The organism is Nocardia elegans NBRC 108235 (genome assembly GCF_001612845.1).
GTDB lineage: Bacteria > Actinomycetota > Actinomycetes > Mycobacteriales > Mycobacteriaceae > Nocardia > Nocardia nova.
This window is the reverse complement of the sequence record NZ_BDBF01000025.1, coordinates 100018-119587: the sequence shown is the minus strand read 5'-3', so window position 1 is coordinate 119587 and position 19570 is coordinate 100018. Positions and strand designations below refer to the sequence as shown.

18 protein-coding genes and 1 pseudogene are annotated in these 19570 nt (G+C 67.0%); 6 read left to right on the top strand and 13 right to left on the bottom strand.

From position 1 onward, the window contains the following. Positions 1 to 62: 62 nt before the first annotated feature. A complete protein-coding gene (locus tag NE2_RS18875) occupies positions 63 to 863 on the bottom strand; it encodes a DUF8176 domain-containing protein (RefSeq protein WP_146165256.1) in 801 nt (266 codons plus the stop codon). 240 nt (positions 864 to 1103) lie between these two features. Between NE2_RS18875 and NE2_RS18870 the strand changes: the two genes are divergently transcribed. Continuing rightward, on the top strand, positions 1104 to 1622 hold the full coding sequence (locus tag NE2_RS18870) for a cytochrome P450 (RefSeq protein ID WP_063027925.1): 519 nt from the start codon (positions 1104 to 1106) through the stop codon (positions 1620 to 1622). Positions 1623 to 1667: 45 nt separating this feature from the next. Here NE2_RS18870 and NE2_RS18865 read toward each other — a convergent pair whose 3' ends face one another. Further along, entirely contained in the window at positions 1668 to 2561 is an 894-nt protein-coding gene (locus NE2_RS18865; RefSeq protein ID WP_063027923.1) for a universal stress protein, read from the bottom strand. Positions 2562 to 2858: 297 nt separating this feature from the next. On the opposite strand from NE2_RS18865, the gene NE2_RS18860 reads away from it, so the two are divergent. After that, the gene (locus NE2_RS18860) at positions 2859 to 4127 is read left to right on the top strand and encodes an alpha/beta hydrolase family protein (protein WP_063909424.1); all 1269 of its coding nucleotides are present in this window, start codon (positions 2859 to 2861) and stop codon (positions 4125 to 4127) included. A gap of 60 nt (positions 4128 to 4187) precedes the next feature. Here the strand turns inward: NE2_RS18860 and NE2_RS18855 are convergent, their stop codons facing one another. Further along, entirely contained in the window at positions 4188 to 4985 is a 798-nt protein-coding gene (locus tag NE2_RS18855; protein WP_030516015.1) for an SDR family NAD(P)-dependent oxidoreductase, read from the bottom strand. A gap of 129 nt (positions 4986 to 5114) precedes the next feature. Then, positions 5115 to 6040, bottom strand: a pseudogene (locus tag NE2_RS18850) (cytochrome P450). A 270-nt stretch (positions 6041 to 6310) separates the two neighbouring features. On the opposite strand from NE2_RS18850, the gene NE2_RS18845 reads away from it, so the two are divergent. Then, the gene (locus NE2_RS18845) at positions 6311 to 7231 is read left to right on the top strand and encodes an Rv1363c family protein (RefSeq protein ID WP_157110944.1); all 921 of its coding nucleotides are present in this window, start codon (positions 6311 to 6313) and stop codon (positions 7229 to 7231) included. Further along, the gene (locus NE2_RS18840) at positions 7228 to 7857 is read left to right on the top strand and encodes an Rv1363c family protein (RefSeq protein ID WP_106958551.1); all 630 of its coding nucleotides are present in this window, start codon (positions 7228 to 7230) and stop codon (positions 7855 to 7857) included. The genes NE2_RS18845 and NE2_RS18840 overlap by 4 nt, the downstream gene beginning before the upstream one ends. Positions 7858 to 7892: 35 nt before the next feature. Here NE2_RS18840 and NE2_RS18835 read toward each other — a convergent pair whose 3' ends face one another. From NE2_RS18835 to NE2_RS18795, 9 genes are all read right to left on the bottom strand, one after another. Next, on the bottom strand, positions 7893 to 9401 hold the full coding sequence (locus NE2_RS18835) for an MCE family protein (RefSeq protein ID WP_063012279.1): 1509 nt from the start codon (positions 9399 to 9401) through the stop codon (positions 7893 to 7895). Then, positions 9401 to 10522 (bottom strand): MCE family protein, encoded by a 1122-nt coding sequence (locus NE2_RS18830; RefSeq protein ID WP_063027921.1) that lies wholly within the window; start codon positions 10520 to 10522, stop codon positions 9401 to 9403. The genes NE2_RS18835 and NE2_RS18830 overlap by 1 nt, the downstream gene beginning before the upstream one ends. Continuing rightward, complete coding sequence (locus NE2_RS18825; RefSeq protein ID WP_084494149.1) at positions 10519 to 11766, bottom strand: MCE family protein; 1248 nt, start codon at positions 11764 to 11766, stop codon at positions 10519 to 10521. The genes NE2_RS18830 and NE2_RS18825 overlap by 4 nt, the downstream gene beginning before the upstream one ends. Continuing rightward, a complete protein-coding gene (locus tag NE2_RS18820; RefSeq protein WP_030516022.1) occupies positions 11763 to 12797 on the bottom strand; it encodes an MCE family protein in 1035 nt (344 codons plus the stop codon). The genes NE2_RS18825 and NE2_RS18820 overlap by 4 nt, the downstream gene beginning before the upstream one ends. Further along, the gene (locus NE2_RS18815) at positions 12798 to 13820 is read right to left on the bottom strand and encodes an MCE family protein (RefSeq protein ID WP_063027917.1); all 1023 of its coding nucleotides are present in this window, start codon (positions 13818 to 13820) and stop codon (positions 12798 to 12800) included. Then, complete coding sequence (locus NE2_RS18810) at positions 13817 to 14950, bottom strand: MCE family protein (protein ID WP_063027973.1); 1134 nt, start codon at positions 14948 to 14950, stop codon at positions 13817 to 13819. Before NE2_RS18810 ends, NE2_RS18815 begins: the two co-directional genes overlap by 4 nt. A gap of 43 nt (positions 14951 to 14993) precedes the next feature. Further along, the gene (locus tag NE2_RS18805) at positions 14994 to 15839 is read right to left on the bottom strand and encodes an MlaE family ABC transporter permease (RefSeq protein ID WP_030516025.1); all 846 of its coding nucleotides are present in this window, start codon (positions 15837 to 15839) and stop codon (positions 14994 to 14996) included. 12 nt (positions 15840 to 15851) lie between these two features. Further along, a complete protein-coding gene (locus NE2_RS18800; protein ID WP_030516026.1) occupies positions 15852 to 16649 on the bottom strand; it encodes an MlaE family ABC transporter permease in 798 nt (265 codons plus the stop codon). Between the two features lie 124 nt (positions 16650 to 16773). Next, positions 16774 to 17760, bottom strand: a complete 987-nt coding sequence (locus NE2_RS18795) for a DUF2804 domain-containing protein (protein ID WP_218018626.1) — start codon at positions 17758 to 17760, stop codon at positions 16774 to 16776. A 208-nt stretch (positions 17761 to 17968) separates the two neighbouring features. Between NE2_RS18795 and NE2_RS18790 the strand changes: the two genes are divergently transcribed. Continuing rightward, positions 17969 to 18625 (top strand): TetR/AcrR family transcriptional regulator, encoded by a 657-nt coding sequence (locus NE2_RS18790; RefSeq protein WP_233429822.1) that lies wholly within the window; start codon positions 17969 to 17971, stop codon positions 18623 to 18625. A 39-nt stretch (positions 18626 to 18664) separates the two neighbouring features. Beyond that, positions 18665 to 19525 carry a 3-hydroxyacyl-CoA dehydrogenase gene (locus tag NE2_RS18785; RefSeq protein WP_063027915.1) on the top strand — a complete coding sequence of 287 codons (861 nt, stop codon included), beginning with the start codon at positions 18665 to 18667 and terminating at the stop codon, positions 19523 to 19525. Positions 19526 to 19570: the final 45 nt, after the last annotated feature.

Sequence of the window (19570 nt, the reverse complement as noted above, 5' to 3'; positions counted from 1 at the left end):
CAGCGCGGCATCTCGCAGCGTACCGGCGCCCGCGGCATCGGTACAGCCCCGCCGGATCGGCGCTACCGCCCGCGGATCTCGTAGAGCAGGGTGCGGCCGTCGCGGACGACCGTGCGCACCGATTGCCGGTAGGTCGTGTGACCGCCGTCGGGCCGGTACTCCTCGATATCCACATCGAACAGCTCCGGCTCGCGCGTGGTGATGTGGACGCAGTACGTGGTCCCGACCGGGATCACGGTGTCGATCGCCTGCTGCAGCCCCACGGCGGGAGCGACGTTGACGGTATCCGGCGCGACGAAGGCCTGGGCGCGCTCGCCGCTGCGCTCGGTGTAGTACGAGTATTCGAATCCCAGAATCGAATTCGGCCCGTCGGTGACGCCACCGGCGCCGTTGCCGACCACGATGCCGTCGTGCGCCTCGGCCGGGCATGCCGGAGTCTGCGGCCCAGGAGCGGGGGCGGACGTTTCGGCGGAGCCGGCCGGAGCAGAGGCCGTCGAGGTCACGATCGCGGCGGCGGTACCCGGTTCCTTTCGCGTGGCCGTGACGGCCAGCGCGATTCCGCCACCGACCAGCGCGAGCACGACGACGGTAGCCGATGCGGCGATCCACCATTTGCGGCCACGGGGCCGGCGCGGCGGACGAGTGGCCGGGCCCAGTGCGAGCTGGATGGCATCGGGATCGATTGCCCATTCCGGCGACTCGGGCGGGCGCCGGACGATCCGCGGCGGCGAGGCCGCGGGACGCGAATCGCGCAGCTGAGGCGGCTGCGGCGGACGGGGCGGCGAATACCAATCGGCGGAGCCCACCGGCGGCCCGAACGGTTGCGGCGCGTGCCCGGGCGGCCGGTTGGATTCAGAACTCATCACATCCCTCACGCCCGCTGCTGTCCCGCGGGGAAAACGATGCCAGCACTTGCCTCGTCGCACAACCGGAAGCCACTCCCAGCGATGGGAGGCGCTACTTGCAATTCACGAGCGATCTTGGTTATCGAACCGACTCGGGCGCGCTCTCGGCAATCATGCGGATAACGCATCGGCTATGACACTACCGAACCGAAATAATGCGCTATAGCTATTACCATCCGGAAGGGAACGAACGGCTCGATGGCGCCGCCGGACGATCTGCTCTCGGAACTGATCATCGCCGAGGAGGACGGTGGCCGGCTAGACCGGAGCGAGCTGATCTCTATGCCGTTGCTGCTGCTGGCGGCCGGGCACGAAACTACGGTCACGGTGCACCTGGCCACCGCGTGCTACACCACCCGGCCGATCGTGCTGGGTGGCCGGGAGATAGGCGCCCGCGCATTCATCATGATCTCGCTCGCGGCCGCCAACCGCGATCCGGACCGCTTCACCCACCCGGATCGGATCGACGTCGATCGTGCGGACAATCGGCATATCGCCTTCGGGCACGGCATCCACTTCTGTCTCGGCGCCGCACTGGCCCGGATGGCGGCCACCATCGCGATCAACCGGCTGCTCGACCGGATTCCGGAGCTGTCCCTCGACCCCGAGTACGGGGAACCGATCTGGCGTAGGAGTTTGCTGATTCGCGGGCTCACGGCGCTGCCGGTGAGCATGGTGCCGGCGAACGAGCCGGAGTTGGAGTTCTCGGCGGTGTGATCGGCGGATGACGCCGGGCGGCCGGTCGGTCGCCCGGCGTGCGTCTCACCGCCGTCGCACCACGATCACAGGGCATTCGGACGACTGCAACAGGGCATGACCGGTCGAACCGAGCAGCATTCCGGTGAATCCGCCGCGGCCGTGGCTGCCGACCACCACCAGCTGGGAATGTTCGGATTCGGCGAGCAGCGCCCGAGCCGGCCGGTCGGCCCAGACCACCGGCCGCACATCGACATCCGGATACTGTTCCCGCCATCCGGCCAGACTCTCCGAGAGAGCGGCGCGCTCCGATTCGCGCACTGTGTCCCAACCGGCCACCGCGACCTCGGGCAGGCTGATATCGCTCCACGTATGCACGGCGATCAGCGGCACCTTCCGCCGCGACGCCTCGTCGAAGGCGACGCCGATCGCGGGTTCACTGTTCTCGGTGCCGTCGACGCCGACCACCACCGGCTTCGCCGCGGTCACCATGTCGGTCGCGGAATTTCCGGGAATCACCGCGACCGGGCAGTGTGCCCGCTGCACCACCGCCGAACTCACCGAACCGAGCAGCGCCCGCCGGACGGCGCCGCGCCCGCGACTGCCGACGACCACGCGGTAGGCGCGTTCCGACCGCTTGATCAGGGTCGGGATGATCGGATCGAACACCAGCTCGGCATTGATCTCCAGCGGCCCCTCGACCAATCCGGCGATCCGGCGCGCCTCGGCGACGATGCGCTCGCCGTCCTCGCGCACCCAATCGGCGCCACCGGTCCATACTTCCGAGCCGAAACCGGTCGGCAGCCTGGCCGAGGTGACGATGTCCAGACGCCGCCCGTGCATTACGGCATCGACCGCGGCCCAGGCCACCGCCTGATAGGAGATCTCCGAGCCGTCGACGCCGACCACGACGGGCCGGTCGGGTTCGTCGGCGGTATGCGCGTCAGCTGATTCCGTCATAGTGGCTCCACTTCGTCTCGGCGAGCGGTATCCGCGCCGAGATTACCGGGGACAGCGCGAGGCAGCATCGTTCGTTCCGAATGAATGACGGATTCGCGGGCGCACAGGCTAATGGGATCACGCCGTCGCGGGCATCCAGTACCGTCATATCAGCAATTTTTCAGCGCACAACGTCACGCTTCCCACCACGACGGTCGAACCGGCGAGTTGCGCGCAGGTATCGAAATGCAGACAAGTTGAGCCACAATGATTCCGGCGCGGTGGTCGGCCTTTACACGGCCCGGATATGTTGGACTCATGTCTCGCGATTCGACACCGACCAAGATCGCCCGCAATCGCCGGGCACGACACGGTCCGCTGGTGGTCGTCGCGGCATTGGCCTCGATCGCGGCCGCGACCGCCGGCGCATCGGCGGACCCCACCGGCGCGACGGCCGTACCGGAGGGGCAGGCGTTCTACGACGCACCCGCCGAGGCGATCGCCGGACCGCACGGCTCGGTGATCCGGGCCCGCAGTATCACCGGTGATCCGGGCCTGCCCGGAGCGCGGAATCTGCTCGTCCTCTATCGCTCGGTGGATCTGCAGGGCCATCCGGTCGCCGTCTCGGGAACGCTGGCGGTGCCCGGCGGTACACCACCACCGGACGGCTGGCCGCTCATCTCGTGGGCGCACGGCACCACCGGAGTGGCCGATATCTGCGCACCCTCGCGCGACACCGGTCCCGACTACCCCGCCCACGACTACACCGCGCAGGTGCGCGACGTACAGCAGCGCTGGCTCGCGGCCGGATACGCGGTGGCACAGACCGATTACCAGGGGCTCGGCACCCCGGGCCCGCACGGATACCTGATCGGCACCACCGAGGCACGGGCCGTGGCCGATATGGCCCTGGCCGCCCGTGAACTCGACGCATCGATCGGCACGCGGTGGGCGGCGATCGGCCACTCGCAGGGTGGCCAGGCGGCCGTCTTCACCGATGCGCAGGCCCGCGCCTGGGCGCCCGGACTCGATCTGCGCGGTGTGGTGGCACTCGCACCGGCATCACAGGTGGAATTCGGCATCGGAGCGCAGCGGGTGGTGAGCACGGTCGGGGCCGGCGAAGTCCTGGCCGGCCCGCTCGGCAACTCGAATGCGTTCCTGCCGTTGCTGATTCGCGGCGCGCAGACCGCCGAGAACATCGATCCGTCCCGCTTCCTGACCCCGCGCGCACTGAACCTGCTGCCCGAGGCCGACACCGGATGCCTCGGCGCCTTGCGCGCACCGGACAGCTGGGGCGGCCTGCCCGCCGATGCGGCGTTCAGCCCGCTCGGCGACGCCGCACCCCTGCTCCGGGTACTGACCGACAACGACCCCAGCACACAGCGCGTCGACGTACCGCTGCTGGTGTTGCAGGGCAGCGCCGACACGACGGTGCCCCCGCGCGCGACGGATGCGATGGTCGCCCGCTTGCGCTTGGCCGATCAGCAGGTCACCTATCGGACCTACCCCGGCGTCGACCACCGCGGCATCCTGCAGGCCTCACTTACCGACGCCCTCGCCTGGGTCGACGCGCGCTTCACCTCCTGAATCCGCACGCGAATTCGGCTCCAGGACATTCGGACGTGCCACCCGAGCCGTCGCCACCGTCTATTTCCCGGCGTACATCTCTCGCATGTTCTTGCCCATGAGGGCGACGGCTGTCCTGCGCGGCAGAATTCGGGACAGCAGTGTGCCGTTGAAGCGATTGGCCCGGCCGGGAATCACCGAGGGTTGTCTGCCGAGTGCGGCCAGGCCGGCGGCGACCACCGGGGCGACCGGCATCACCTTCGGGGAATTGCGGACCGTGCGCGGTTGGTCGGCGCGGTAGCCGGGGGTGTCGGTAGGGCCGGGAACGACCGCGACGACGTCGACACCGTGCGGGCGCCATTCGTCCCACAGTGATTCGGCCAGATTCAGCGTCAACGCCTTGGTGCCCGCGTACGAGGCGTACATGGGGGTGCCGAGCAGGCCGGACATGGAGCTGAGCAGGATCACCCCGCCGCGACCCCGTTCGATCATCGGCGGCACGAATCGGTGCAGGACGGTCATCATCGCGGTCACGTTGATATCGATCGTCTTCAGATGCCGTTCCAGCGGTGTATCCAGCCACATGCCACAGACCGAGAGCCCGGCGTTGTAGACGACCAGGCCGAGTTCGACGTCGTCGACCAGCAGCGCCACCGATTCCAGCACCTCCGGCGCGGTGATGTCGCCGGTGACCGCGTGGGTGCGGATTCCGTAGCGGTCGGCCAGATCCGTTGCCAGCGTGTCGAGTTCGTCCTTCTCCAGCGCGACCATGACGAGATTCAGGCCGCGTTCGGCGAGCTGACGGCAGAATTCGGCCCCCAATCCCAGCGCGGCACCGACCACCAACGCCCACGGCCCGTACCGCTGCGGAAAGCTCATCTGCTGTCTCCTCGACCTCGATCAGAAACGGGTGCGAGTCCGATCATTGCATCCAGGAGTCGAACTCGCCTCCGGCGCGGTCTCGAGGCGCCGGCCGGATCTTCGCGATCCGCCTGCGCGACAACCGGTTCAGGTGCGGGCGGGCAGACTTTCCCAGCCGCGCACCGTCGAGGTCGGCGACAGGCGCGCCTGCGACATATCGACCTCCCACTCCGGGAACCTCTTCAGGATCTCCTCGAGTGCGATGCGACCCTCCAGCCGCGCCAGCGCCGAACCCAGGCAGAAGTGGGTGCCGACGCTGAACGCCGGATGCGGTTGCGGTGCGCGCCGGATGTCGAAAACGTCTCCGTCCGGGGCGAAGTGGCGGTGGTCGCGGTTCGCCGCGCCGATCAGGAACATCAGCACCGACCCCTCGGGCACCTTCTGCCCGTAGTACTCGACCTCGCGGGTGACGTGGCGGCAGGTGTGCGGGGCGGGTGATTCGAAGCGCAGCAGTTCCTCGATCGCCTGCGGGACGAGCGCCGGATTCTCGACCAGCAGCCGGCGCTGGCCGGGATGATCGGCGAGAACCCTTCCGGCCCAGCCGATCAGGCGGGTGGTGGTCTCGTTCCCGGCGCCGGACACCATGCCCTCGGAGGCGGCCTTCATCGGCTTGCCCTCCTCCGTGCGCATCTGCTCGTTGGCGAAATCGCGGATGGCTTCCTGATCCTCTTCCGGGATGCCGAGCAGCATGCCGATGGTCCGCGTCGGCATCCGGAGAGCAGTTTGCGGTGAAACGTATGCACCGGCGGATCCTCGAAAAGCAATACGCCGGACGGTATTTCGATATTCGCCTTGATGAGCTCCAGGATCGCGCCGCGGCCGGAGATGAAGGTGTCCTTGTCGATGAGGCCGGCGTTGACGTCCTCGAATCGGCTCAGCGCGTAGAAGTCGTGCTCGGCGTTGTAGTAGATCGGCAGCTCGTCGCGCAGGCGCTTGAACATGGGATAGGGATCGGCGTTGAGTTCGACGTCGTACGGGTCGTAGTGGACGTCGCTGGCCGCGCTGACGGTCACTGGTTCACCCCTTGCGGAAATCTCCGGAATGCGGCTCGGCCGCGGACAGGCACACGGGCAGGCGGCTGCGGACCTCGGGTCATGGCGCCTCCCTCCACCGCGAGAGACGGATATTCTCCAAAACTGTTAATGACAATCCCGCAGGTTACATGCAGATCCCGCTATATCTAGGGCGTTCGCAGCGCCTCGCAGGTAGAGTATGATTCTCAATGCGTGGAAGTATTGTTCTCGCAGGTCTGCCAGCCACCGGCCCGACGAACGGAGCGCGCAGTGACGTCCGGAACACACCCCTCGCCGCCGGATACCGGTGATATCTCCGATCGCGATCTGCTGCTGGCCGCCGCCGAAGCCGAAGCCGAGGCCGAAGCCGCCGAGGCGGTGGCAGCCGCTGCCCGCGCCCGAGCTCGCGCGGCAACGCTGCGTCGCCGCGCCGGATCCGCCGTACAGGCGAGCACACACCCGAACCCAAACGACACGCCGGACAGCGACGACCCCGTCCCCGGCCCGGAAGACAGGCAAGCCCGGCAGCCCGCGACAACCGCCGAGCGGACCCTCGACGATGACCATGCGGACACGGCCTCCGACGCCGCTACCACGTCCGATCTCGAGCCCGAGTCGGACCTCGAGCCCGCCGCGACGAACGATCCCGGCTCGGAGCCCGAGGGAAGCAGACGCCACAAGAGACCACGGCTGGGCGCCGTTCGACATATCCGGCGGCGCACGGCCGGTGTGGCGGTCGCGGCGATCGTCCTGTGCGCCGGACTGGGCAGCAGCGGATACATGATGTGGCGGCATCACGATGTGACCGCGAGGCAGCATCGCGAAGCGGAGTTCGTGGCGGCGGCGCGGCAGGGCGTGACCACGCTGACCTCACTGGATTTCAATCATGCCGCCGATGACGTGAAGCGCGTGCTCGACGATTCCACGGGTGCCTTCCGCAACGATTTCCAGTCGCGCGCAGACGATTTCGCCAAGGTGATCCAGCAGTCCAAGGTTGCCACCCAGGGCAGGGTCGACGCGGCCGCGGTGCAGTCGATGACCGACGACTCGGCGGTGGTCCTGGTCGCGGCGACCTCCGAGGTCACCAATTCCGCCGGCGCGAAACAGGAACCGCGCGCCTGGCGGTTGAGCGTCACCGTGGAACGCGTCGACGGCCAACTCAAGATGTCGAAAGTGGAGTTCGTCCCGTGAGCACATCCTCCGATTCCCGGCCCGAGCACATCGACGAGCGCGAAAGTGCGAACTCCGAAAGAAACGGGGCGCCTGCGCCTTCCGAGAAGGGTGCGCGGAAGCTCCCACGCCCGCGCGCGGCGCTGACCTGGGTGCGCGGCCACCGCGCCGGGGTGGGGGCCGGACTGCTCGGCGGACTCGCGGCGGCCTCCGTGGTGGCGGCGACCAGCCTGTACTTCACGCAGTACCGCCCCGATCAGCAGACCGACGACGCCGCCCAGCGCGCGGCGATCGCCGCCGCCTCGAACGGCTCGGTCGCGATTCTCTCCTATGCTCCCGACACCCTCGACCACGATCTCACCGCCGCGAGGTCCTTCCTGACCGGAGACTTCCTCACCTATTACGGGCAGTTCACCCAGCAGGTGGTCGCGCCGGCGGCCAAGCAGAAGGCGGTGAAAACCTCAGCGGCCGTGGTGCGTTCGGCGATCGAGCAGATGCGTCCGGATTCGGCCGTGGTGCTGGTGTTCATCAATCAGACCACCACCACCTCCGACAAGCCCGATCCGTCGATGACCTCGAGCAGTGTCAAGGTCTCGCTCTCGCAGGTCGACGGCAAGTGGTTGATCTCGTCCTTCGATCCGGTGTGAGTCCGCACCGCGAGCGAGCGAGGTAGGCGTCGAATTCAGTGCGCCACCATGTCTTTCCAGCTCGCCGGGCGGGTACCGGCCAGATCGTCCTGCCGATACATCCTTCCGTCCGGCGCCAGGTAGTTCCCGGTGCGCGGGTCGTAGTGGGCGAAGCCCACCGACGGTGCGGTGGTCGAGCGCGATGCCGCGGGCGCGTTCAACCCGGGAATCCTGGGCAGCTCGATCTGCGGCAATTGCGGCAGGGGAACTCCCGGCGCGGCCGGCGCCGGCGGCGGTGCGTTCCACCGCGAATCCGGCGGGATGCCTTGTGCTTCCAGATTCGGATCGCGCGGATACGGTCCCACCACCGGCTGGTCCGGCGCCACCGGTTCGTATTCCTGGTCGCTGTTGCAGATCTCCGCCGTCGGCGCCCGCTTCCCCGGTTTCCCGGCGCACGGGAAATTGCGCGCGCCGCGGACCGCGACGGGCGAATCCTGTGGCAGCTTGCAGTACAAGCCGTCGGGGGTGTCGATGGTGGTGGTGTCCGACGGCGGCCGCCATGCCGACGGCGGCAGGAAGCCGACCGTACAGGCCGGCGGATCCGAGACCCCGCTGATCCGGAAGTCTCCGGGCCCCAAGCCCTGTGCGTTCTTCGTGGGTTGCACCGCCTGCACGATCGAGACCTCGGGTGGCAGCAACACCAGCACCTGTTCCAGCCCGGCGTGATAGGTCACGCCCAGCTGCGCGACCGAGGTCAGATTCGACAGGAGCACGGGCAGTGTGAGCTTCACCGAATCCAGAAGTTTCGTCGCCTCCTGCGCCGCGCCCGGCCCGGTGTTCAGCAGGGTCCGCACCTGCTCGTCGTCGGTGGCGATCTGTCCCGACACTCCGGCCAGGCTGCGCGCCCAGATCCGGATCGCGTCGGCCGAGCGGTCCTGCGAGTCCATCAGCGGCTCGGCCTTCGCCAGCAGGTCGCGGGTGGTGTCACCGGTCCGGTTCGCATCGGCGGCCACCGTCGACGCGGAGTTCAGCAGCGACTGCAGGTCGTATCGGGCACCGTTCACGCCGGTGAACACCTCGTCGAGCATGTCGTGCAGCCTGTCCTTGGGAATGCTGCCGACGAGAGTGTCGAGTTCGTCGAGCATCGGTCCCACCGGTTGCGGAACGGTGCTGTCGCGCACGTCGATCACGGATCCGTCGTGCAGATACGGCGGTGCGTCGGTGCGCGGTTGCAGATCGACGTACTGCTCGCCCACCGCCGACACGCTGCGCACCTGCGCCCGCAGATCGGCGGGGATCTTGTGCCCGCCGTCGATGGACAGGGTCGCCTTCACCCCGTCGTCGGTCAGATCGACGGAGGTGACCTTGCCGATCTGAACGCCGCGATAGGTGACATTGCCGAATCGATACAGCCCACCGGAGGTCGGAAGTTCCAGCGTCACCTTCATGGTGCCGATACCGGCGAGGGTCGGCAGCCGCATGTACTGCACGGCCATCGACACCATGCCGATCACGGCCAGGATCGAGAAGATCACCAGCTGCGCTCGGACGAATCGGGTGAGGATCATCGGCCGCCTCCGTTCGGATCGGGCGGGTTCACCGGCGCACCCAGCGGGTCGTTGGTCTGGGTGCCGTAGCCGGGGTCGCCGACCATCGCCTGCAGTACGGCGTTCGGGTCACCCAGCGGGGTGCCGAGCAGCAGTTCGCGCCGCAACCGCGGCACGGTGAGGTCGATGGTGGCGAACAGATTGACGTAGTCGCCGCGGATACCGTGGTCGATGCCGTATTGCCCGTAGGGGAACACGGTGAGGAAGGAGACCGCGCCGTCGATCTTCGATCCCACGTCGGCCAATTCCCGCAGGGTCGGTTCGAGGTTGTGCAGATTCGTGAGCAGATCCGACTGCACCTGCGAGATCACCCCGGTCGCGGTGTCGCTGAAGGTACGCAGTTTGTCGAGTGCGGTGGTGATCTTCGGCCGCTCGGTGAGCAGCACCTCGAGTGCGGGCCCGACCTCGCGCAAGGTATCGCTGACCGTATCCCGTTGCTGGGCGAAGGTTTCCGCCATCCGGTTCAGCCCGGTCACGGTGGCGAGCAGATTGTCGCGCTGCTGATCCAGCACGGTCATGAACGCGTCCAGGCGCGGGATCAGATCGTGGATGGCGCTTTCACGACCGGAGAACGCGGCATCGAGATTGTGGATGATGTCGTTGATCTGACCCATCCCGCCGCCGTTGAGCACCACCGACAGCGACGCGAGGGTCTGTTCGGTCGACGGATAGGTCGAGGTCCGGTTCAGCGGCACCGTGGCCCCGGGCTGCAGGCGCCCGCTCGGCGCCTGTCCGGCCGGCGGATTCAACGCCAGATGAGTCGAGCCGAGCAGACTGGTCTGGCCGATCGTCGCCGCCACATTCGCGGGCACGACCACATCCGGCTTCACCGAGACGTCCACGACGGCGTGCCAGCCGTGCACGGTGATCGACCCGACGCTGCCGACCACCACGTCGTCGATCATCACGGGCGAATTCGACACCAGCGTCCCGACATTCGCCATCTCGACGTGATAGATCGCGGCGTCCGCACCGCGGCCGGGGGCGCCGGGCAGCGGCAGCGAATCCACGCCGCGCCAGCCACATCCGGTGACGGTGACCAGTGCGCACGCGCACAGGACGAGCAACCGCGCGATCATGACGGTGGCCTCCCCCAGGGCTGGAGCAGTTCGGTGACCGATGTCGGCGCCGACGGGCCGGGCTGCTGTCCGACGATCTTCGGCACCAGATCGGGTTCGCTGTAGATCACGTTGTTCGGGTCCGGCGCCGGCCCGGTCACCGGGCTCACCGGGAACGGCAGATAGTTGAAACTCAGCAGGGGCAGAATCGGCCCCAGATACTGGCGGCACTTCTCCCCCGATTCGGCGGCCGTGGCGTTCTCGATACTCGCCACCCCGGCGCAGATGAACTGCATCGGATTGGAGAAGTTGTTGAGCTCGAAAACCCCTGCCTCCGTGCCGGTGTCGGGGTTGTAGATGTGATAGAAGTTCGCGATGCTGTTCGGCGCGATATGCAGCAGATTCTCCAGATCCGCGCGATGATCCACCAGATTCTGGGTGACATTCGCCAGCCGCTGCACCTGTTCGCCGGCCTTCGCGCGGTTCTCGGAGACGAACCGCCGGACCTCACCGACCGCGACCGACAGTTCGCGCAGGGCCGCGTCCAGATCGGATTTGCTGTCGTCGACAACGCTGGACAGTGTCGCCAGCCGATTCTCGAACTCGACGATCTGGGTACTGCTGCCCTTCAGCGCGTCCACGAACGTCTGCAGATTCTGCAGGATGTCGACGATATTGCCGCTGCCGTCGGCCAGGATGCGCCCCACCGCGGACAGCTGGGCCAGCATCTGGCGCAGCTTCTCCCCGTTACCGTCGCTCAGTGCGGCGGCGGTACTGTCGACGAACCGGCCCATCGAACTCCCCGCCGCGTCGCCGTTCGGGCCCAAACCCGTTGCCAGCTTGGTCAATTGCGTCTTGATCTCGTCCCATTCCACCGGCACCGCGGTGCGCTCGACCGGGATCACCGCACCGTCGGCAAGCGTGGGGCCGCTGGTTCGATAGGCGGGAGTCAATTGGACGTAGCGGGCCGCGACCAGGCTTTGTGCCACGATCACCGCCTTCGCGCCGGCGGGCACCCGGACGTCGCGGTCGACGGCGAGCACCATCCGGGTCGTCGTGCCCTGCGGCCGGATCGATTCGATATGCCCCACCTTCACCCCCGCGACGCGTACGTCGTCGCCGGGATAGATCGCGGTCGCGGTGGTGAATATCGCGGTGAAGTGCTTGGGCCCGAACAGTTCTCGATAACCGATCACGCCTCCGGTCACCACGACCGCGACGATCACCACGGCACCGACGATCCGGACCATCCATCTCGTACTCATCGCGGCGGCTCCGGATGCGGTAGCGGGAACTGGGCCGGCGGGTTCACGCCGAACGCCCGGTCGATGAAGGGCTGAATATCCTGGCCGTCGATCAGATTGGCGACGTAGGCGTTGTAGAAGCGGCCGCCGGAGACCGCTTCACCCTGGGTCAGTGCGACTTTCGCGTATCCGGGGATGGCCTTGCCGATATTGTCGCGATTCTTCTCGAGCATCGCGGCGATCGAGTTCAGCCGGTCCAGTGTCGGCCCGAGCGCGGCCTCGTTGTCGGCCACCAGGCCCGACAACTGCTTCGCCACCGCCGAGGTGTTGGCGAGCAGGTCGACGATTTCCTGGCGACGCTGCGCGAGCACGTCGACCAGCGCGTTCGCGTTGAGAATCAGCGTATTCACCTGCTCGCTGCGCTGGGCGAGCACCGAGGTGACCGTGCCCGCGCCGGTCAGCAACTGCCGTAGCGATTCGTTGCGGCTGTTGATCGTCTTCGACAGCTGTGTCAGCCCGTCGAATGCCGGGCCCACCTGCGGTGCGATCTGATTCAGCGTCGAGGACAGCATGTCGAGGGAGCGGTTGAGCGAATCGATGTCGATCGCCGAGGTCTTGGTGCTCAGATCACCGACGGCATCGGTCAGGGAATACGGCGAGGAGGTCCGCGAGGACGGAATGGTGTCGAGTGAGCGCATCCGGCCGGTTCCCGCGGAGACCACCGTGAGATCGCGTTTCCCCAGCAGCGAACTGGTCTTGATGTGCGCCGAACTGTCGGCGCCGAGCCGGATGGTCGAGTTCACCGAGAACACCACCAGCGCATCCCCGTTGTGCAGCACCACCTTCTGCACGGTGCCGACCCGTACGCCCGAGACGATCACGTCGTCGCCGACCGCCAGTCCGGCGGCCTCACCGAACAGCGCCTGGTAGCGCACGGTGGTCCCCCATGCCATGAACTTCTGCGACTGCAGGCCGATGAGGATGACGCAGACCATCACCACGATCCCGACCAGTCCGGGACGTAACAGATGAGCGCCGCGATAATGCAGCATTTACGGTGCACACCTCCCCGTCTCGGTCTTGATCCACGGCAGCTGGACGACCTGCCCGGACGGATCGCTGACTCGGATGGTCAACGCGCACACGAAGTATTGGATGAAGTTGCCGTAGGAGCCGGTCCGCACCATCTTCCGGAAGTTCTCCGGCGCCCGCTGCAATGCGTGGTCCACCTTGTCCTTGCCGTCGTCCACGGCGGGAGCCAGCCGCGCGAGCTGTTCGACGCTGTCGGCCAGGGGAGCCCGGGTCTGCGTGAGAAGGTCTGCGACGGAGCCGGTTCCGCGGTCCAGTGCGTCGATCGCGGAGCCGATCGGATCGCGGTCCTGCGACAGCTGGGTCACCAGTTGCTCGAGGCGGCCGATGGCATCGGAGAACTGGGTGCCGTTGCTCGCCAGAGTCTCCATCACCTGGTTCAGGTTGTCGATCAGCTTGCCCACCACATCGCTGGTGTCGGCGAGCCGGGAGGAGAAGGAGGCGGTCTTGGTCAGCAGCGAATCCACCGTGCCCTCCTGCCCCTGCACGATCTGCACCAGCGACCAGGTGAGCGAATTGACCTCCTGGGCGTTCAGTCCCTGCAGCACCGGTTTCAGGCCGCCGAGCAGGAGGTCGAGATCCAGTGCGGGCGTAGTGCGTTCGAACGGAATCCGCGCGCCGGGCCGCAGGGTCGCGGTGGATCCCGGACCGTCCGTCAGTTCGAGATAGCGGTCGCCGACGAGGTTCAGATAGCGGATGGCGGCCTTGGTGCCCCCGGTGAGCACGATGTCTCGGTCGGCGTCGAAGGTCACCACCACCCGCTGATCCGGACGCAGCGTCACCCCCTGCACCCGGCCCACCTCGACGCCGGCCACCCGCACACTGTCTCCGGAACGCAGTCCCGACGAGTCGGTGAATTCCGCCGAATAGCCGTTGGTCGCACCGGTGCGGTACTGGCCGAAGACCAGGACCAGGAATCCGGAGAGAATCACCATCACCACCGCGAAGGCGCCGAATTTCAGCAGCGGCGTATCCCGTTGTCTCATCGCGGACCTCCGGCGGCGGGATCGACGGCCCCGAACAGCACGCTCTGCAGCAGATCCGGATTCACGCGCAGGGTCCGGTTGGTATTCGGGAACGGGACGGCGCCGTCGTCGACCACCACGAACTTGGGCTTGCCGTTGTAGGGCACCGGCAGCACCGAACACTGCGGGCCACCGGATGCGGCGACCTTGGGCAGATCGCGCGGATATCGGTACGGTTCGGCGCCCCACAGGAAGTTGACCGTCAGTCCCATGCCCGGAACCTGCACCGGTTTCACATTGTCCATGTAGTCCAAGCCCTCGATCGAACATTTCAGCGCCGGTGCGTATTCGGCGGCCAGATCGGTGGTGGGTACCAGCAGGTGCAGCATCGATGCCAGCGGCGCGCCGTTGTCGCCGAGCACCTGATTGCCGACATCGGCCAGGCCGATCGCATTGACCAGCAGCGCATCCAGATTCGTTTGTTCGTCCACCACGGTCCGGCTGATCGTGGCGGCGTTGCGCGCGGTGGACAGCAGGTCCGGCGCGGCATCGCCGTAGGAGGCGGCCACATTCGGTCCGGCCGCGATCTCATGACTCAGCGAGGGCAGAGCCGGCTCGATCTCGGCCAGGAACGAGTCGAGATCGGTCAGCATCTGCCCGACCTGTTCGCCGCGGCCGTTGGTCGCACCGGCGATCGCGCCCAGCGTCTCGTTCAGCTTCTCCGGTTCGATCTGCCCCAGCACCGCGGTCAATCGTTCGAAGATGGTGTTGATCTCGACAGTCACGTGCCGGGAGTCGAAGATCTGGCCGGCGTGGATCGAGGACGCGGATTTCTCCGCCGGCGGCAGGAATTCGACGAATTTGGCGCCGAACACGGTGGTGGAGGCGATGTCCACGGTCACATTCGACGGAATCCGTTTCACCTGATCAGCGTCGATCGCCAGCTGGATCGCGGCGAGCCCGTCGGGCCGCTCGTCCACCGCGGCCACCCTGCCCACGGTCACCCCGCGCATCTTCACCTTCGCATCGGGGTACATGACCAAGCCCGCACGCGGTGACAGGACGGTGACCCGCACGGTGTCGGCGAATCCGCCGCGGAACATGACCACCGCCAGAGCGACCACCCCGGCGATCGCGGCGATCGACAGCAGACCCACGATCGGACGTAAAATGCTGCGCAACAAGGCTTCTCCCCTAGCCCGACAGGTTGAAGTTGCCGTTGGAACCGTAGATGGCCAACGAGACCAGCAAGGTCACCGAGACGACCGCGATCAGCGAGGTCCGCACCGCGTTGCCGACCGCGGTACCCACTCCGGACGGCCCGCCGGCGGCGAAAAAGCCGAAATAGCTGTGTATCAACAGAATTGTCAGTGCCATCAGGATCGCCTGCACGAACGACCACACCAGATCGAGCGGATTGAGGAAGGTGGTGAAGTAGTGGTCGTACAGCCCCGAGGACTGGCCGAGCAGGAAGACGGTGGTGACCCGGCTGGCGAGGAAGGAGGCCACCACCGCGAGTGAGTACAGCGGCGTGATCGCGATCATCCCGGCCACGATGCGGGTGCCGACCAGATAGGCGATCGGCTCGATCGCAATGGATTCCAGCGCGTCGATCTCCTCGTTGATCCGCATGGCGCCCAACTGCGCGGTGGCTCCCGCGCCGAACGTGGCCGCCAGTCCGATGCCGGCCACCACCGGCGCCGAGATGCGCACATTGATGAAGGCCGACAGGAATCCGGTCAATGCCTCGATGCCGATATTGCCCAGGGAGCTGTAGCCCTGCACGGCCAGGGTGCCACCGGTGGCGAGGGTGAGGAATCCGACGATCACCACGGTGCCGCCGAAAACCGCCAAAGTGCCGGAGCCCATGCTGAATTCGGCGATGAGCCGGATGGTCTCCTTCTTGTAGCGCCACGCGGCGAACGGAGCGCCGAACAGCGCCCGCACGTAGAAGAGCGTGTGATCGCCGATGCTGCCGAGGCTTTTCACCGGCCGGCGCGCCCGCCGCACGGCACGCGGATATCTTGCTTCCAGTACCACAGCCGTTCCCCCTCATCTGGCCGTCATCTGGATGCCGATCGCGGTCACGACGACATTGATCACGAACAGCGCCATGAAGGCATAGACCACGGTTTCGTTCACCGCATTGCCCACGGCCTTCGCGCCACCGGAGACGATCAGCCCGCGATAGCAGGCGATGAGCCCGGCGACGAGACCGAACAACAGCGCCTTGACCGCCGAGATCACGACTTCGTTCAGCCCGGTCAGCAGGGTGATGCCGTTGGCGAAGGCACCGGGATTGACGTTCTGCACATAGACGGAGAAGACGTAACCACCGGCGATACCGATGATGCAGACCAGACTGTTCAGCAGCAGCGCGACCAGTCCCGAAGCGAGCATGCGCGGGGTGACGAGTCGCTGCACCGGATTGATGCCGAGCACCTCCATGGCGTCGATCTCCTCGCGGATGGTCCGCGAGCCCAGATCCGCGCACATCGCGGTCGCACCGGATCCGGCGACGATCAGCACGGTCACCATGGGACCCACCTGGGTGACCGCGCCGAATGCCGCGCCCGCGCCACTGAGGTCGGCCGCACCCAATTCGCGCAGCAGAATGTTGAGCGTGAAGCTCACCAGCACGGTGAACGGAATCGCCACGAGCAGGGTCGGAATCAGCGAGACCCGGGCCACGAACCAGGACTGCTCCAGGAATTCGCGGGTCTGAAAGGGACGGCGGAACGCGAACTTCACCGCATCGGCCGACATGGCGAACAGTCCGCCGATGGTCTGCAGTCCGCCCGCCGAACGGCGGGACATACTCCGGGACCAGCCCGGCAGAGTTATCGCCATGCCGCCACCTCCCGGAACCCCGCTACGTCGCGACAACCTGGCGGAAATCGCATTCTCGGTTTCGATAATGCTACATCCGCAAGACAAGAACGCAATAGCTATTGCGAGTAGGTAGCGTTTCGGATCACCAGCGGTTGCGCGCCTCTTCCGCCCAGCCGGTGAGGCCGTCGAGCTCCACCCAATCCCCGTCGTCGGTGCGGGCCCGGCCGGTGAAGTGCCCGAAGCACTGATGAGTGTCGTTGGCCAGCACACCCAGCGCCGTCCGGGATTCGCGCACATGGAAGGGCGTGAATTCGACGGCGACGCGCGGGCCGCGAATCTGCCACGGCCGCAACCAATCCCGGCGGTCGTACACCCATTCCAGCTCATCGTCGATCTTGTGCAGCCGGCCACGCACGAACAGCGCGTTCTCGGTCGAACCGGTGCCATCGGTCCATTTGCCGCCGAGTTGGATCGCCGTCTCCGGGCCGCAGCCGGCGGCCCAGTTCCACGCGATCGAGTACGGCCACTTCCCGCGTCCGTGGTCGAGGACGGCGAACCCGTCGGCGACCACGTAGGCGACGCCGTCCACGGTGAGGGTGCCCGATACCGGACGGCCGAGATCCTTGACGGTGTACTGGAAGCGCTTCGCGCTCCATGGCACCACGACACCGAGCGATTCGTGTCCCGCCGGCAGTCCGGCCGCCAGATCTATATCGATGCGCGGGGTGGCGGCGTGAATCCTGGTGCCGTCCGGGTCGTTTCGCAATTCGATCACCAGATCGCCGGCATGTCCGGTCGCGGCGCCGACACCGCTGCGATCGGGAAGGTGCACACCGCGGGCGAACGGCGTCACCACATCCTTGACGATCTCGGTGCCGCTCGCCCGATCGAGCAGGTAGATACCCTGCAGACCGGCGTAATCCAGCGACGTCAGCACGATTCCGATGATGTGGTCCGGGGTGACGATGCCCCAGTACTCCCACCGCTTGGTGCGACCCCAGCCACGCAGATTCGCCCGGTGCAGCGGCCGGCGCGTCCAGCCCACCGCGTCGGGATTCAGCCGGCCCCGCGACGTGCACAGATCGACACTCACGGTGATCTCGCGCTCCGTGGTCACCCGTTCGGCCATCGTGGCCCTCCTTCGCTGCCGTGGTCGCCGCGACCGCGGTCGGTCCATTGTCGCGGGCGGGCCGGTCATCACGAACGGGCCACGCCTGCGACGAGGCCGGCACCCGCGCACGTGGCCGACGTCATGCTGGACGTGTTGCACTTCCGATAGCTCTGAGTATGCTCATTTATGAGCGCACTCATTCTTATCGGCCGATAGGAGGTGTCGAGTGGCAAGTACACAGCAGAGCCGGCAGGTCGGGCGGCGGGTGCGCAATATGCGCGAGAAGCAGAGCCGGATCTTCGAGGTGGCCGCGCGGTTGTTTGCCGAACGCGGTTTCTCCGCGGTCACCACTCAGCAGATCTCCGATCGGGCCGATATCGCCGCGGGCACGCTGTTCCGCTACGCCTCGTCCAAGGGACAGCTGCTGCTCATGGTCTACAACGAGGACTTCCGGTCGGCGCTCGAGGCCGGCGCCCGCCGCGCCCGCGACATCGCCGATCCGGTGGGCGCGATCACGGCATTGCTGCGGCCGATCCTGGTCGCGGCGGCGCGCAATACCGAGAACACCATCGCCTACCAGCGCGAATTACTGTTCGGCCCGCCCGAGGAGACCTACCGGGAACAGGGGCTGGCATTGGTGGCGCAGCTCGAGTCGGTCCTCGCCGAGATTCTGCTGACCGCGGTCGCGAACTCCGGCGAGCCCACGGCCGCGCAGCGGGAGGCGGCCCGCGTGGCGGGCCGCAGTCTCTTCGCGGTACTGCACATGGCGCTGGTGCGCCCGTCCACCGGCGTCCACCCCCACCACGATCCGATCGACGATCTCCACGCCCAGATCGCTCAGCTCGTCGCCGGTTTCCGCAGCGCCGCGGTCACCGGAGCCTGAAAAACCAACGCGGGCCACGGCCCGCAGAACGGAGTCGACATGTCCGGCACGATTCGCAAGGTGAGCGTCCTCGGGACCGGCGTCCTGGGATCCCAGATCGCCTTCCAGACCGCCTTCAACGGTTTCGAGGTGACCGCCTACGACATCAACGACGAGGCGCTGACCGCCGCGCACGAGCGTTTCGACAAACTCGCGGCCACCTACCGTGAGCAGGTACCGGGCGCGGGTGACGGCAAGGCCGAGGCCGCCGCCGCGGGCATCGCGCTCACCAGCGATCTCGCCGAGGCGGCCCGGGACGCGGATCTGATCATCGAAGCGGTGCCCGAGGTGCTGTCGATCAAACAGGACACCTATCGCCGGCTCGGTGAGCTCGCGCCCGAGCACACCATCTTCGCCACCAACTCCTCGACGCTGCTGCCCAGCGACATGAAGGACGCCACCGGCCGCCCGGACCGATTCCTCGCCCTGCACTTCGCGAATCAGGTGTGGCACTTCAACACCGCCGAGGTCATGGGCACCGAGGACACCGATCCGAAGGTGTATCAGGCGGTGGTGGAATTCGCCCGGGCCATCGGCATGGTGCCGATCGAATTGCACAAGGAGAAGGCCGGCTACGTCCTCAACTCGCTGCTCGTGCCGTTCCTCAACTCGGCGATGGCGCTGGCGGCGGGCGGCTACGCGGAGCCGAAGGCCGTCGACGAGACCTGGCGCATCGGCACCGGCGCGCCCGCGGGCCCCTTCCAGATCCTCGACATCGTCGGTCTGACCACGCCGTACAACATCCTGGTCAACAGCGGCGAGGACGGCCAGAAGCTGGCGCGGTGGCTGAAGTCGGAATACATCGACAAGGGCAGGCTCGGCCTGGCCAGCGGCGAGGGCTTCTACCGGTACAACGCGTAAGGCGTTACGGCACAGCCACATTCGACAGTCGGGGCGAACAACCTA